Here is a 14,699-nt window from a genome sequence, read left to right as displayed (position 1 = left end):
GGGGCGGCGCGCACGGGCGAAAAAAAGCCGGGCAGTGCCCGGCTCGTTCGCGAAGGGGCCAGAGCCCCGCGCTGACTACTTGACGTAGTCGGAGATCACCTTCCACTTGCCGTCCTGGATCTGCGACAGGCGCGACAGTTCGCTGCCCAGGCGCTTCTTCGGGCCATAGGTGGCCGGGGCGCTGCCGAAGATGTCGGCCGGGTAGGTCATGCTGTCCATGACCTTCACGAAGCTGTCGGTGTTGAGCCCGCTGCCCGCCTTGGACGCCGCCTGCGCGAACGCGTCGATCGCGTTGTAGCCGTAGACCGAGAACACCGTCGGGTCCTCGTTGAACCTGGTCTTGTACTTGTTGGCCCAGAAGCGGATCGGCTGCGAGGCTTCGTCCAGGTAGGGATGCTGCACCGTCATGGTGGCGTACAGGCCGTTCATGGCCGGGCCGCCCAGCTTGTGGATCAGGTCGGTGTAGGCGGCGCTGGAGCCCAGGAAGGTGGGCGAGAAGCCGGTCTTGCGCGATTCGGCGATGGTGCCGATGGTCTCGCGGATGATGGTGCCCAGCACGACGAAGTCGCAGCCGGCCGCCTTCATGCGCGCCACCTGCGAGGAGAAGTCGGTGGCGCCGCGCTTGAAGGTGGTCTTCTCGGCGAACTCCATGTTCATGGTCTTGAGCGCCGCCTCGCCGCCGCGCATGACCTCCAGCCCGAACTCGTCGTCCTGGTAGATGGTGCAGACCTTCTTGGCGTTCTTCTCCTTCACCAGCTTGGGCAGCGTGGTGCGGATCTGGTCGTAGTAGGTGGCGGCGAAGGAGTACTTCAGGCGGTGGTACGGCTCGTACATCTCGCGCGCGGCCGTGACCGGGAAGAAGTTGATCACGTTCTTCTGGAACTGCACCGGCATGGCCGCCATGTTCTGCGCCGTGCCGATGTGGGCCACCATGGCGAAGATCTTGTCCTGGTTGACCAGCTTCTGCGCCGCCAGCACCGCCTTGCGCGGGTCGTAGCCGGAATCCTCGACGATCAGGCGGACCTTGCGGCCGTTGATGCCGCCCTGCTCGTTGAGCTCGTCGACGCGCAGCATCATGCCCAGGCGCACCTGCTTGCCGAAGCCGGCCAGCGGGCCGGAGAGGTCCTGGATGGAGCCCAGGACGATCTCGTCCTTGCTCACGCCCTGGTTGCTGTTCTGGGCGCCGGCCAGGCCGGATGCCAGGGCGAGGGCCGCGGCTGCGGCGATCGTGCGTTTCATGCTCTTGTCTCCTTCGGGTTGTATCAGCGGTACATCGCTTCGATCTGGGTTTCGTACTTCTTCTGCACCAGCTTGCGCTTGAGTTTCATGGTGGGGGTGAGCTCCTCGTCCTCCGCCGTGAGCTGGGTGTCCAGCAGGAAGAACTTCTTGATCTGCTCGACCCGCGCGAACTTCGCGTTGACGCGGTCGATCTCGGACTGGATCAATTCTTGGACTTCGGGTGCACGTGTCAAGCTGGCGTAATTACTGAACGGCACGTCGCGGTCCTGCGCGTACTTCTCGACGTTCTCCTGGTCGATCATGACGATCACCGTGAGGTACGGCAGCTTGTCGCCGATCACCACCGCGTCGGTGATGTAGGGCGAGAACTTCAGCTCGTTCTCCAGTTCGCTGGGCGTGATGTTCTTGCCGCCGGCCGTGATGATGATGTCCTTCATCCGGTCGGTGATGCGGAAGAAGCCCTCCTCGTCCACCGTGCCCACGTCGCCGGTGTGCAGCCAGCCGTCGGCATCGATGGTCTCGCGGGTCTTCTCCGGCTGGTTCAGGTAGCCCATGAACACGTTCCGCCCGCGCACCAGGATCTCGCCGGTGGCCGGGTCCAGCTTCACCTCGTTGAAACCCGCGGCCGGGCCGATGGAGCCGGGCTTGATGCGGTGCGCCGGCACGCCGGTGGAAGCGCCGCAGGTCTCGGTCATGCCCCAGACCTCCAGCATCGGCACGCCCAGCGACAGGTACCACTTCACCAGCTCGGGCGAGATCGGCGCCGCGCCGGTCACCAGGAAGCGTGCGCGGTGGATGCCGATCAGCTTGCGCACGTTGTCCAGCGCGAGCCAGCGCGCCAGCGTGAACTTGGCCTTGAGCATCGGGCCGACCGGGCGGCCTGCCAGCACGCGGTCGGCGATCTCGCGGCCGACCCCGATCGCCCAGCCATAGGCGGCGCGCTGCAACGCACTGGCTTCCTTGAGCGCGATGGTCACGCCCGAATAGAACTTCTCCCACACCCGCGGCACAGCGGTGAACACCGTGGGCGCGATCTCGCGCACGTTCTCCGGCACCGTCTCGGGGTTCTCGACGAAATTGAGCCTGGCGCCTGTGTACAGCGAGAAGTACTCGCCGCCCATGCGCTCGGCGATGTGGCACAGCGGCAGGAAGCACATGCACTCGTCCTGCTCGGTGCGGGCGATCAGCGTGTTCAGGCCGTGCGCCTCGTAGACCAGCCCGGCGTGGCTGTGCATCGCGCCCTTGGGCTTGCCGGTGGTGCCCGAGGTGTAGACCAGGATCGCCAGGTCGCCCGGCTTGCAGCCAGCGGCGCGCTCGGCCACCGCGTTCGGGTGCTGCGCGTTGTACTCGCGCCCCATCTCGCGCAACGCGGCCAGGCTGATCACGCCCGGATCCTGCAGCTCGCGCAGGCCCTCCATGTCGAACACCACGATCTTGCGCAGGGCCGGCAGCCGGTCGCGCACGGCGAGCGCCTTGTCCAGCTGCTCGTCGTCCTCCACGAACAGGATGCTGGTGCCCGAGTCCTCGCACAGGTACTGCACCTGGGTCGGCGCATCGGTGGGATAGATGCCGTTGGACACGCCGTTGCAGGACAGCACGGCCAGGTCGGCCAGCACCCATTCGATCACCGTGTTGGACAGGATGGAGGCAGTGTCGCCACGCCGGAAGCCCAGCGCCAGCAACCCGCCGGCGATCTCGCGCACCGCCTCGCCCACCTGCGTCCAGGTGTGGCTGCGCCAGATGCCCAGTTCCTTCTGCCGCAGCCACACCTGCGGCCCGCGCTGCGCCACGGCGTTCCAGAACAGCGCGGGAATGGTGTCGCCCGGCAGCACGACTTCGGTGCGGGCCCGGATGTGGGAGAGGTCCCAGAGATTGCTCATGCCGTGCGCACCAAGGAACTCCCTCCCCCTTTGGGAGAGGGCTGGGGCGGGGGCAGGCGGCGGGCCGTGCGTGCCCCCACCCCGACCCTCCCCCAGGGGGGGAGGGAGAAAGACAGGTGCCCTCTCCTCGCCATGTGTTCGCTCATCTCCACGTCTTCTTCTTCTTCCAGCGCCGCTCGCCGCGCGCGCCGGCTTCCTTCATGCCCAGGTAGAACTCCTTGATGTCCTCCTTCTCGCGCAGGCGGGCACAGGTGTCCTCCATCACGATGCGGCCGTTCTCCAGCACGTAGCCGTAGTCGGCGGCATTCAGCGCCATGTTGGCGTTCTGCTCGACCAGCAACAGGGTGGTGCCGCGCTCGCGGTTGATGCGCACCACGATCTCGAAGATCTCCTTGGTCAGCTTGGGCGACAGCCCCAGGCTGGGCTCGTCCAGCAGGATCAGCTCGGGCGCGGCCATGATGGCGCGCGAGATCGCCAGCATCTGCTGCTGGCCGCCCGAGAGCAGGCCGGCGTCCTGCGCCGCGCGCTCCTTCAGGATCGGGAAATAGCGGAAGACCGCCTCGAGGTCGCGCGCGATCCCGTCCTTGTCGGTTCGGGTGTAGGCGCCCATGGCCAGGTTGTCGCGCACCGACAGCAGCGGGAACACCTCGCGGCCCTCGGGCACGTGCGACAGGCCCAGCTGCACGATGGCCGCCGGATCGCGCGCGGTGATGTTCTCGCCCTTGAACTCCACGTGGCCCTTGAGCGGGTCGATGATCCCGGAGATGGTCTTGAGGATGGTGGTCTTGCCGGCTCCGTTGGAGCCCAGCACGGTGGCGATCTCGCCGCGGCGCACCTGCAGGCTGACGCCGCGGATCGCCTTGACCGGCCCGTAGGCCGACTCCACGTTGGCCAGCCGCAGCACCGGCACGTCCGTTGCCGTCGTCATGCGACCACCCTCCGCAGCGAGGCGACGTCCTCCACCGAACCGAGGTAGGCCTCGGCCACGCCGGGGTGCGACTGCACCTCGGCCGGCGTACCGACGGCCAGCACCTCGCCCTGGTTCATCGCCAGCACCCGGTCGGACACCCGGGAGACCAGCGCCATGTCGTGCTCCACCATCAGCACCGTGATGCCCAGCTCCTTCTGGATGTCCTGGATCCAGAAGGCCATGTCCCCGGTCTCCTCGACGTTCAGGCCAGAGGACGGCTCGTCCAGCAGCAGCAGCTTGGGCTCCGTGCAAAGGGCGCGCGCCAGTTCCACCACCTTGCGCACGCCATAGGGCAGGCCCGCCACCATGGACTCGCGGTGGTGCTGCAGGTCCAGCAGGTCGATCACGCGCTCGACCTTCTCGCGCGCCTCGACCTCGGCGGCCCGCGCCTTGGGCGTGAACAGCAGGTCGGCCCACAGGCCGGTGCGCCGGTGCGTGTGGCGGCCGATCAGCAGGTTCTGCAGCACCGTGGCGTGCTCGAACAGCTCGATGTTCTGGAAGGTGCGCGCGATGCCCAGCTGGGCGATGCGGTGCGGCGGCTGGGCCGTCAGCGGCTGGCCCTCGTAGTCGATGTGGCCCGCCGTGGGCTGGTAGATGCGGCTGATCAGGTTGAACACCGTGGTCTTGCCGGCGCCGTTGGGGCCGATCAGGGTGAACACCTCGCCGCGCCGGACGTCGAAGCTGACGTCGTTGACGGCCAGCACGCCGCCGAAGCGCACCGACAGGTTCTTCGCCGATAGCAGGACGTCGCTCACCGCAACCTCTCGGACTTCTGGAAGGCCTTCTGCCGCCGGAACATGCCCTGGCGGTAGAACGGGAACAGCTGGAACCAGGTGCGAACCTTCAGCCAGCGGCCGTACAGGCCCAGCGGCTCGAACAGCACGAAGGCGATCAGCACCGCGCCGTAGACCACGGCCTTCAGGCCGGGCGCGTTGCCGATCGGTTCCGGCAGGAAGTCCTTCACCGCCGAGATCGCCTGCGGCAGTCCGATCAGGAAGATCGCGCCCAGGAAGGCGCCGTGCAGCGAGCCCAGCCCGCCGATCACCACCATCAGCAGCAGGTCGATGGACTGGATGATGTTGAACTGGTCGGGCGACAGGAAGCGGATCTGGTGCGCGTACAGCGCGCCGCCTATGCCGGCCAGCGCGGCCGAGATCGCGAAACTGAGGGTCTTGTAGTACGCGAGGTGGATGCCCATGCTCTGGGCCGAGATCTCGGAGTCGCGGATCGCCACGAAGGCGCGGCCCGTCGGCGCCCGCAGCAGGTTGCGGCAGGCCAGCGTGGCCAGCACCGCGGTGACCAGGCAGACGAAGTAGAAGGAGGTGGCGCCGTCGGCCGCCCAGCCGAAGGCCCGCGGCACGTCCACCGCCAGGCCGGAGTTGCCGCCGGTCACCGACTCCCAGCGGGCGAAGCCCTCCTCCACGATGAAGCCGAAGGCCAGCGTGGCGATGCCCAGGTAGATGCCCTTGACCCGCAGCGCCGGCAGGCCCACCACCACGCCAACCGCGGCCGCCAGCAGCCCCGCGACCGCCATCGCCAGCGGGAACGGCCAGCCCATGTTGGTCAGCACCGCCTGCGCATAGGCGCCGACCCCGAAGAAGGCGGCGTGTCCCAGCGAGAACAGCCCGGTGAAGCCGGCCAGCAGCATCAGCCCGAGGCCGACGATGCCGTAGATCAGCACGAAGGTCAGTTGCGCCAGCAGGTACTCCGACATCAGCCAGGGCGCCGCCAGCAGCACCAGCCCCAGCAACCCGTACCAGAACGTGTGCCCGCCATGCTGGGCCAGCCGGATGTCCTGCAGGTAGTCGGTCTTGAAGATGAAGCGCATGGGGAGAACCGGTCGCTGATCGTCAGCTCGTCTTACTTGGTCATCCCCGCGAAGGCGGGGATCCAGCGCAACGCGCCTGCGGCGCCTGCGGGAGCGACGCTCTGGATTCCCGCCTCCGCGGGAATGACGGGATCGGCATCAGACTTTCTTCCTCAACTTCTCGCCGAACAGCCCGTTCGGCATCACCACCAGCATCGCCAGCACCACGATGTAGGCCGCGATGTCCTTGAAGCCTTCGGGCAGGTAGAAACCGGACAGCGACTCCACCACGCCGATGATCAGGCCGCCCACGATGGAGCCGGGCAGGCTGCCGAAGCCGCCCACCACCGCGGCCGGGAAGGCCTTCAGGCCGATGAAGCCCATGTTGGCGTGCACGAAGGTGATGGGCGCCAGCAGCAGGCCGGCGATGGCGGCGACGGCGGACGCCAGGCCCCACACCAGGCTGTTCAGGCGGCGCACCGGAATGCCCATGTAGTAGGCCGCGAGCTGGTTCTGCGAGGCCGCCTGCATCGCGATGCCGACCTTGCTGTAGCGGAAGGTGGCATAGAGCAGCGCGCACAGCGCCGCGGTGGCGACGATCACCACCACCTGTTCGGCGTTGATCACCAGCCCGCCCAGCTTCCAGATCTCGTTGCGGTACGGGACCGCCAGCGTGTGCGTCTCGGTGCCTATGCCCGGGATCATGGTGATGGCGCCGCGCGCCACGTAGCCGATGCCGATGGTCAGCATCACGATGGAGAAGGCGGGCTGGCCGAGGATGGGGCGGATCACGAGCCGCTCGAGCAGCACGCCGAACAGCCCCATGGCGGCGATGGCGGAGAGCACGGCCAGCCAGAACGGCATGCCCATGAAGGTCATGGCGGCGAAGCCGCCGAAGGCGCCCAGCATCATCAGCTCGCCCTGCGCGAAGCTGACCGTCTCGGTGGCCTTGTAGATGAGCACGAAGCCCAGCGCGATCAGCCCGTAGATGCATCCCTGCGCGATGCCGCTGATCACCAGTTGGAGGAATTGCACTGCGCCCCGCACCCTTTCGTTGTCGCGAGGTTTATAGCCGCGCACGTGCGCGCTCCATACAGGGTTCGTCCCGAGAGACCGCGATTGCGGGCGCGTGCTGCGCCCTGTCTAATGCCGCCATGGAACCCACCGTGCGGATCGAGAAGCAAGGACCGGTCACCCTAGTGACACTGGACCGGCAGGACGTGCGCAACGCCGTCGACAAGGAGACCGCGAGCCGCCTGCACGAGGCCTTCGTCGCGTTCGACGCCGACGAGGAGGCGCACGTGGCGGTCTTCCACGGGGCGCACGGGCATTTCTGCGCCGGCTGGGACCTGCAGTACGGCGCCCGGCTGGCGGCGCAGGGCGTCGACCCCATGGCGGGGCTGGCCTTCGAACCGGACGAGCGTCAGCCTGTCGGACCGATGGGGCCTTCGCGGCTGCTGCTGTCCAAGCCCGTGATCGCCGCGGTGAGCGGCGCCGCCGTGGCCGGCGGGATGGAACTGGCGCTGTGGTGCGACCTGCGCGTGATGGAGGAGGACGCGTACTTCGGCGTGTTCTGCCGCCGCTTCGGCGTGCCGCTGATCGACGGCGGCACGGTGCGCCTGCCGCGGCTGGTCGGGATGGGGCACGCGATGGACCTGCTGCTCACCGGCCGCAAGGTGGGGAGCGCCGAGGCGCTGCAGATGGGGCTGTGCAACCGCGTGGTCCCCACCGGGCAGGCGCGCGACGGCGCGCTGGAGCTGGCGCGCCGCATCGCCGCCTTCCCCCAGGCCACGATGCGGGCCGATCGCCTGAGCGCCTATCGCCAATGGGGGCTGCCGCTGCAGCAGGCGCTGCACCAGGAGTGGCTGGGCGGCGCACCCTGCATGGGCGAGGGCCTGGAGGGCGCGCTGCGGTTCGCGGCCGGCGAAGGCCGCCACGGAACCTTCGGGTGAAGTCGCCCGCCGGCGACCCGCTGCACCCGGCCCCGCCGGGGGACCCGACCGGCGGCTGGTGTCCATGGGTGCCGGCGCCGACGAGGTCATGCTGCAAATCCTGTCCAGGTTCATGGGAACAGCTCCGAGGGCGGGGTGACGCCGCGCCAATCGGCGCTCCCTTGCGGAAGATCAAGACTCGCCGCGCTCCACCGGCGCACCATGGGCTGGACTCTCCTTCGAGCCATGGCCACCAAGCGGTTCCCCCTCCGACCCGCCCACCCCGAGCGCAACTGCTGGGGTTGCGACAAGTACTGCCCGTCGCACGACATGGCCTGCGGCAACGGATCGGATCGCACGCCGCACCCGATGGAGCTGTTCGGCGACGACTGGGCCTCGCTCGGCCTGGATCCGTTCGAAGCCATCCCGGTCGAGCCGGAGCGACCGGAACCGGCCAAGACCTGAGCGCTGCCGCGCCGCGGCGCCTCACACTTTCGTTCCCGTTTCCTCGACCGGCGCCGCGCCCGCGGCCGTTGCCGATCGCAAGCTGTTGCGCCGGCGCTTCAGGGCGCTCGAGTAAGCCCGCCTGTGTTCTGGTTCCTGTTGCGATCCAGCCGCTCCCTGCCCATCATCCGGCGCGGGATACAAGCGAAAGGATGGTGCCGTGAACGAACTGATCCCGCGGATCTACGACGCGGGCTGCGGGCAGGCCGGTTGGGACGAGGTCATGACGCAGGCCTGCGCGTACCTGGGCGCGGCCGGCCACCTCACCTACCGGGTGGCCAAGGATCCGGAAGCCGGCAGCTCCACCGTGCTGTCCAACGACCGCTTCTCCGACGAGCTGCTGCAACGCTACTTCAGCCATTACTCGGGCTGCAACATCTGGGCGGCCAGCGACGCCATGGTGCCCGGCGCGGTGTTCACCTCGTCCCAGCTGTACCCGGACGAGCGCCTCAAGCAGACCGAGTACTGGAGCGGCTGGCTGCGCCACGCCGACGTCTTCTACGTGGTGGGCGGCATCATCCACGACGACGCGCAGTCGCGCACCAAGGTCAGCTTCGTGCGGCCCGAGGGCGCCGGCCGATTCGAGGAGCGGGAGCGGCGCCTGCTCGAGTCCGTGGCGCCGCATTTCCAGCAGGCGCTCGGCGCCCAGCAGCGGCTGGCGCAGGCCAGCCTGCTGGTGCAGACCCTGGACGAGGTGGACCAGGGCGTGGTGCTGCTAGAGAGCGACGGGCGGCTGGTCCACATGAATGCCTGCGCCGGCGCCCTGCTGGCATCGCAGCGCTCGCTGCGCATCGTGCGGCGGCGGCTCGAATTCGTCTCGGCCGAGCACGCCGATCAGTTCCGCGCGCTGGCCCGCACCGACGTGCAGCTGGCGCGCACGCGCACCCTGCACCTGCGGCTGGAAGGCGACACGGGCCAGGTCCTGCATGCCGCCCTGCTGCGGCTGCCGGACGGCGACGCGGGTTCGCGCCGGCTGGCGCTGTTCATCCGACCGCAGCGCCGGGGCGCGGCGCCGGAACTGGCCCTGCGCCACCTCTACGGGCTGAGCCCGGCGGAGGCCTCTCTGGCCAGTTCGCTGGCCGACGGGCTGTCGGTGGCCGAGCTGGCCGAGACCCGCGGCGTCAGCCTGCACACCATCCGGGCCCAGCTCAAGGCGGTGCTGCACAAGCTGGGCGTGCGGCGGCAGGCCGAGGTCGTCCAGATCGTCGGCAGCCTGGTGCAGCGCCACGACGCCGGCCACTGACGGCTGCGTCGCTGCGCTCCGAGCGGGGTTCCTCCCCCGCCGCTACCATGCGGCGATGACCCCCCTCAAGATCGACTTCGTCTCCGACGTGGCCTGCCCCTGGTGCGCCGTCGGGCTGGCCTCGCTCGAAAGCGCGCTGCGGCACCTCGGCAACGAGGTGCAGGCCGAGCTGCACTTCCAGCCCTTCGAACTGAATCCCCAGATGGGCCCCGAAGGCCAGGACATCACCGAGCACCTGAACCAGAAGTACGGCTCCACGGCCGAGCAGCAGGCCGCCACCTGGGCGGCGCTGCGCGAGCGCGGCGCCGCCGTCGGGTTCGAGTTCCGTGCCGAGGGCCGCGGGCGCGTCTGGAACACCTTCGACGCCCACCGCCTGCTGCACTGGGCCGGCACGCAGTCGGAGACGGCCCAGCTCGCCCTCAAGAAGGCACTGCTGGGCGCCTACTTCACCCAGGCGCGCAACGTCTCGGATCCGGCCGTGCTGCTGGAGGCCGTGGACGCGGCCGGGCTGGACCGCGCACGGGCGCAGGCGATCCTGGCCGGCGACGAGTTCGGCCGCGAGGTGCGCCAGCAGCAGCAGTTCTATGCCCAGCATGGCATCCGCGCCGTGCCCTCGGTGATCGTCAACGACCAGCACCTGATCCAGGGCGGGCAGCCGCCGGAGGTGTTCGAGCAGGCGCTGCGCCAGATCGCCGCCGCGAGGGCCGCTGCCGAGTAGCCAGCCCTGCACTTCGCACCACGCCGCCTGCGGGCGGCTTTTTTGCGCCCTTACGGTTGAGCTGCCAAGCACATCCGCGGCCCGTTCCGCGGACGAAGTCGTAACCGTCTGCCTGAGCCAACCGCCGATCAGCCGATGGTCGGGCTGCATCGGTGCGTCTGCACAACAGTGGCGTCCTACAGCCTTGTAGGACGCAATCCCAGCCGTGCGCCCCGGGGGAAGCCCATCCGCAAGCCGCTTGGATGCGGATGCGGCGAAACGCGGCCGGACCTTTTTCGTGAAGCGATTCACGGAAAACCCAAGCTCATGTTCGGTTACGACTGTAGTCACTCTCCTACAGGGTCGTAGGACGTCGCTGACTACAGTCCCGGCTCCTCGCTGAGATCTCCACCCGCCGCGCTGCGGGTCCGGCCCGACAGTCGGAGCTCAGCTCATCTGCACCAGGTCCTCGCAAGGCCGCCGCCCTGAGCGGCCCCATGACCACCTCAACGGAAAGCTGAACATGAAAAGACGACTCTTCCTCTCCGGTACCGCTGCCTCTGCCCTCGGCCTGATGGGTTGTGGCGGTGGTGGCGGCGGCACGGCCGCCACCGTCGGCGACCTGGCCACGGGCGTCATGGCCGCCAGCACCCCGGCGGCCGTGCCCGGCGCCAACACCGCGGCGAGCGCCGCCTCCGGCCTGCCCGAGCGCGTGCTGGCCTGCTACTACACCGGCTGGGACACCGGCCGCTATGCGATCACCGACGTGCCGGCCGACTTCAACGCCATCTACCTGTTCCATGCCAAGCCCAACGGCTCGCCGGTCAACGGCAACTGGAACAACGTGGGCAACGGCGCGTTCACCTTCGAGTTCTGGGACAGCGTGCTGCCCTCCGACGTGCAGCGCTGCCGCGGCCGCGGCCAGCGGGTGATCTTCACCATGGGCGGCGCCCAGGCCGGCTTCAACTTCGACAGCCGCAGCAAGAGCAGCAACTTCATCGCGTCCTTCCGCGACATGGCCGACCGCATGGGCGGCGTGGACGGCTGCGACTTCAACAACTTCGAGGCCAACATCGGCTCCTCGCCGGCCGAGATGATCTGGATCGCCGAGCAGCTCAAGAGCCTGTACGGCCAGGATTTCGCGATCACCGCGCCGCCGCAGCCCAACTCGCCGGAGGACCGGGCCATGCTCAAGGCGATGGCCGATGCCGGCGTGCTGAGCTGGGCCGCCCCGCAGTACTACGACTGGTCCGGCTTCAACGAGCCCGGCTTCATCCGCACCCGCACCCGCGACTGGGTGAACGACCTGTCCGCCAAGCGCGTGATGGTCGGCCTGTCGGCCAACTACCCGCAGGGCCCGTCGCTGGACGACTGCATCCGCGAGTGGGACGCCATCAAGGCCGAGCATCCGGAGATCCGCGGCATGTTCTGCTGGAGCGCCCAGCTGAACCTGGACGGCGGCAACACCTGGGGCTCGACCATGAAGGCCCGGCTGTAAGCGACGCCGCCTCCGCCGGCCGCAAGGGCCGGCGCTTCGCACCGGTTTCCAAGGCCGCCCTCTGTGGGACGCCGCCGACAGCCCCTCTGCCGGGGCGCTGGCAGCGAACCCGCGGACGGCGGCTATGTTGCGCGCATGGAAACCCTGCTGCAGCCGCCCTCCGGGCCGCGTCCCCTTCCAGACGGGTTGAGTGCCGAGGCCCGCGGCCTGTTCGCCGCGGGCTGGTACGCGACCCGCGAAGAAGGCCGTGTCGTGCACCCGGCCGACCAGATCGAGCAGATCGTCTCCACCGATACCTGGCGCCTGCTGCGCGAGCTGGGCGCCGCCGGCAGCCCGCTGACGGCGGCCGCGGCCTGAGCCGCGCCGCCGCCCGCCTTCAGGCCGCCGCCCGCACCCGCGGCGTCGCGCGTTCGATCAGCGCTCCCACGTCCACGCCGCGCGGCAGCGTGCCGTAGTTGCGGTGGCCGCCATCGGCCAGGCGCGAGGCGCAGAACGCATCGGACACCGCGGCCGGCGCATGCTGCACCAGCAGCGCCGCCTGGATGCCGAGCGCCATGCGATCGACCAGGTCGCGGGCCCGGTATTCGGCGTCGGCAGGGTCCTTCAGCAGGCCCTGGATGCCGGCCATCCAGCGGTCGAGCAAGGCATTGGCGCCGCGCGCGCGGCCCGTTTCGGCGAAGTAGGCGTCGACCACGGCGGGCGTCTTCTGCATGGCCCGCAGCACGTCCAGGCACTGGATGTTGCCGCTGCCTTCCCAGATCGCATTGACCGGCGACTCGCGGAACAGGCGCGGGAACGGGCTGTCCTCCATCACGCCGCTGCCGCCTATGCACTCCATCGCCTCGTAGGCCAGGTGGGGCGTGCGCTTGCAGATCCAGTACTTGCCGACCGCGGTGCACAGGCGCACCAGCAGGTCCTCGTGCGGATCGTCGCGATGGTCCAGGGCGCGGCCGATGCGCATGGTCAGCGCCAGCGAGCCCTCCTGCTCCAGCGCCATGTCGGCCAGCACGTTCTGCATCAGCGGCTGCTGGTTGAGCACGCGGCCGAAGGCGGACCGCACGCTGCAGTGGTGCAGCGCCTGCGACACGGCCTGGCGCTGGCCGGCCGAGGAGCCCACCATGCACTCGAAGCGCGTCATGGCGACCATCTCGATGATGGTGCGCGCGCCGCGGCCCTCCTCGCCCACCATCCAGCCCAGCGCCCCGCGCAGCTCGGTCTCGCTGGAGGCGTTGGAGACGTTGCCCATCTTGCGCTTGAGGCGCAGCACCTGCAGCGGGTTCTTGCTGCCGTCGGGCCGCCAGCGCGGCACCAGGAAGCAGGTCAGGCCGCCGGGCGCCTGCGCCAGCACCAGGAACGCGTCGCACATCGGGGCCGACACGAAATACTTGTGGCCGACCAGCTCGTAGGGCTGCCCCTCGCCGGGCTGTCCCAGCGGATACGCACGCGTAGTGTTGGCACGCACGTCCGAGCCGCCCTGCTTCTCGGTCATGGCCATGCCGACGGTGATCCCCGCCTTCTGGCTGTCCGGCACGTTGCGCGGGTCGTAGTGGCGGGCGGTGATCTTCGGCTCCCACTGCGCGGCCAGCGCCGGCGTGCTGCGCAGAGAGGGCACCGCCGCGAAGGTCATGGCGATCGGGCAGCCGTGGCCGGCCTCGGCCTGGGTCTGCAGGTAGACGTGGGCGGCGCGCGCCACGTGCGCGCCGAGCTTGGGATCGGTCCAGGGCGACGAGTGCAGGCCGTGCTCGATCGCCGTCTTCATGAAGTGGTGGTAGGCCGGATGGAAGCGCACCAGGTCCACCCGGTTGCCGAAGCGGTCGTGCGTGTCCAGTTCCGGCCCGAAGCGGTTGGCCTGCGCGCCCAGGTCCAGGTACTCGGCCGACCCGGTCAGCCGGCCGAAGGCGACGAGGTCCTCGTGCGCCCAGGCGGCGCCTTCGCGCGCGACCGCCTCGACCAGGGCCTTGTCCTGGGTGTACATGTCGTAGTCGGCCAGCTCGGTCGACACATTGATCACCTCGTGGGTGTCCGCGAGCCAGTCGTGCCTGGCGAAGAGGTCGGGTGCGTTCATGGAGGTCTCCTGGGAGGGGATGATGGACCGTCGGCGGCGATCAGGCGGCCGCCAGGAAACGCTGCCAGATGACCTGGCCGGCAGCGTCGAAACGGATCAGGGTGTCGGTGAAGGCGCGGCGTGCCTGAACGTCCACCAGCGGGTCGGGCAGCAGCGGGTCGAACACGAGTTCGCGGATCGCCTCGTGGCCCAGCAGGAAAGCTTCGCGCGCGGCCGCGTCGGGCTCCAGGCCGGGCGCGCGGGCCAGCCACTCGGACAGGCGCTGGCGGGTCTTGCGGTAGCGGCGGTTGAGCGCAGCGCCGTCCCACAGCCGCCGGGCCTGGCGCTCGCGCGCGGCGTCGAAGTCACGGGCCACGAAGACCGCGACGTCGCGGTCCAGCCCCAGCTTGTCCAGCCGCTCGCGCACCCCGGCCGCGCCCTGGGCCAGGTTGTCGGGACGCAGGTACAGGCCGCGCTCCAGCTCGGCCAGGCCCAGCATCCCCAGCGCACGCTCGCGCGCCCGCAGGGCCTTGCGGTCGCTGCGACTGAGACCGGCGACGTGGACGGCGATCCAGCCGCCCTGCCAGTCGGCCACGCGCTGCTCGGACTGGCGCCATTGCGCGACGTCGCCGGCCAGCGCCTTCGCCGGCGGCCCGAGCACGTAGTTGCCGCGGCCCTCGGCGACGATCAGCCCGGCGGAAGCCAGCCGTGCCAGCGCGACCCGGGCACTGTTCTCCCGGATCCCGAACAGGGCGCAGGAGGCCACCGCCTGCCGCGCGCTCAGGGGCGCGCCGCCGGCGCCGAGCAGCAGGTTGAGGATGAGGTGGCGCGCACCGGGAGCCATGGCCGCATGTTACGCGGCCCTGCAGGATCGGTCAAAACGCGT

Annotated in this window: 14 protein-coding genes; 6 read left to right on the top strand and 8 right to left on the bottom strand. The window is 69.5% G+C overall.

All coding sequences use genetic code 11. From position 1 onward, the window contains the following. Positions 1 to 75 precede the first annotated feature (75 nt). The 6 genes from VEC03_RS08540 to VEC03_RS08515 all read right to left on the bottom strand — a co-directional run bounded on the left by VEC03_RS08540 (position 76) and on the right by VEC03_RS08515 (position 6,931). Positions 76 to 1,239: an ABC transporter substrate-binding protein gene (locus VEC03_RS08540; protein WP_324914363.1), complete on the bottom strand. Its 1,164-nt coding sequence runs from the start codon at positions 1,237 to 1,239 to the stop codon at positions 76 to 78. Positions 1,240 to 1,262: 23 nt separating this feature from the next. Then, on the bottom strand, positions 1,263 to 3,119 hold the full coding sequence (locus tag VEC03_RS08535) for a long-chain fatty acid--CoA ligase (RefSeq protein WP_324914362.1): 1,857 nt from the start codon (positions 3,117 to 3,119) through the stop codon (positions 1,263 to 1,265). A gap of 142 nt (positions 3,120 to 3,261) precedes the next feature. Continuing rightward, a complete protein-coding gene (locus tag VEC03_RS08530) occupies positions 3,262 to 4,047 on the bottom strand; it encodes an ABC transporter ATP-binding protein (RefSeq protein ID WP_324914360.1) in 786 nt (261 codons plus the stop codon). Then, positions 4,044 to 4,844 carry an ABC transporter ATP-binding protein gene (locus VEC03_RS08525; protein ID WP_324914359.1) on the bottom strand — a complete coding sequence of 267 codons (801 nt, stop codon included), beginning with the start codon at positions 4,842 to 4,844 and terminating at the stop codon, positions 4,044 to 4,046. The genes VEC03_RS08530 and VEC03_RS08525 overlap by 4 nt, the downstream gene beginning before the upstream one ends. Next, positions 4,841 to 5,917 carry a branched-chain amino acid ABC transporter permease gene (locus VEC03_RS08520; protein WP_324914358.1) on the bottom strand — a complete coding sequence of 359 codons (1,077 nt, stop codon included), beginning with the start codon at positions 5,915 to 5,917 and terminating at the stop codon, positions 4,841 to 4,843. Before VEC03_RS08520 ends, VEC03_RS08525 begins: the two co-directional genes overlap by 4 nt. A gap of 138 nt (positions 5,918 to 6,055) precedes the next feature. Next, on the bottom strand, positions 6,056 to 6,931 hold the full coding sequence (locus tag VEC03_RS08515; RefSeq protein ID WP_324914356.1) for a branched-chain amino acid ABC transporter permease: 876 nt from the start codon (positions 6,929 to 6,931) through the stop codon (positions 6,056 to 6,058). Positions 6,932 to 7,050: 119 nt separating this feature from the next. Here VEC03_RS08515 and VEC03_RS08510 point away from each other — a divergent pair, with 119 nt between their 5' ends. The 6 genes from VEC03_RS08510 (at position 7,051) to VEC03_RS08485 (ending at position 12,126) form a co-directional block, all read left to right on the top strand. After that, positions 7,051 to 7,848, top strand: a complete 798-nt coding sequence (locus VEC03_RS08510; RefSeq protein ID WP_324914355.1) for a crotonase/enoyl-CoA hydratase family protein — start codon at positions 7,051 to 7,053, stop codon at positions 7,846 to 7,848. Positions 7,849 to 8,073: 225 nt separating this feature from the next. After that, the gene (locus VEC03_RS08505) at positions 8,074 to 8,292 is read left to right on the top strand and encodes a DUF3079 domain-containing protein (protein ID WP_324914354.1); all 219 of its coding nucleotides are present in this window, start codon (positions 8,074 to 8,076) and stop codon (positions 8,290 to 8,292) included. Between the two features lie 199 nt (positions 8,293 to 8,491). Further along, on the top strand, positions 8,492 to 9,574 hold the full coding sequence (locus VEC03_RS08500; RefSeq protein ID WP_324914352.1) for a LuxR C-terminal-related transcriptional regulator: 1,083 nt from the start codon (positions 8,492 to 8,494) through the stop codon (positions 9,572 to 9,574). A 55-nt stretch (positions 9,575 to 9,629) separates the two neighbouring features. Further along, complete coding sequence (locus VEC03_RS08495) at positions 9,630 to 10,292, top strand: DsbA family oxidoreductase (RefSeq protein ID WP_324914351.1); 663 nt, start codon at positions 9,630 to 9,632, stop codon at positions 10,290 to 10,292. Between the two features lie 502 nt (positions 10,293 to 10,794). Further along, positions 10,795 to 11,769: a hypothetical protein gene (locus VEC03_RS08490; RefSeq protein WP_324914350.1), complete on the top strand. Its 975-nt coding sequence runs from the start codon at positions 10,795 to 10,797 to the stop codon at positions 11,767 to 11,769. A 135-nt stretch (positions 11,770 to 11,904) separates the two neighbouring features. Then, positions 11,905 to 12,126 (top strand): hypothetical protein, encoded by a 222-nt coding sequence (locus VEC03_RS08485; protein WP_324914348.1) that lies wholly within the window; start codon positions 11,905 to 11,907, stop codon positions 12,124 to 12,126. A gap of 19 nt (positions 12,127 to 12,145) precedes the next feature. On the opposite strand, the gene VEC03_RS08480 is transcribed toward VEC03_RS08485, so the two are convergent. Both VEC03_RS08480 and VEC03_RS08475 read right to left on the bottom strand, forming a co-directional pair. Beyond that, complete coding sequence (locus VEC03_RS08480) at positions 12,146 to 13,834, bottom strand: acyl-CoA dehydrogenase family protein (RefSeq protein WP_324914347.1); 1,689 nt, start codon at positions 13,832 to 13,834, stop codon at positions 12,146 to 12,148. 40 nt (positions 13,835 to 13,874) lie between these two features. Next, positions 13,875 to 14,657, bottom strand: a complete 783-nt coding sequence (locus VEC03_RS08475; protein WP_324914346.1) for a PaaX family transcriptional regulator C-terminal domain-containing protein — start codon at positions 14,655 to 14,657, stop codon at positions 13,875 to 13,877. Positions 14,658 to 14,699 lie beyond the last annotated feature (42 nt).

The sequence above is a fragment of the Ramlibacter sp. genome (assembly GCF_035627355.1).
Classification (GTDB): Bacteria; Pseudomonadota; Gammaproteobacteria; order Burkholderiales; family Burkholderiaceae_C; genus Ramlibacter.
This window is presented reverse-complemented; position numbering and strand designations above follow the sequence as displayed.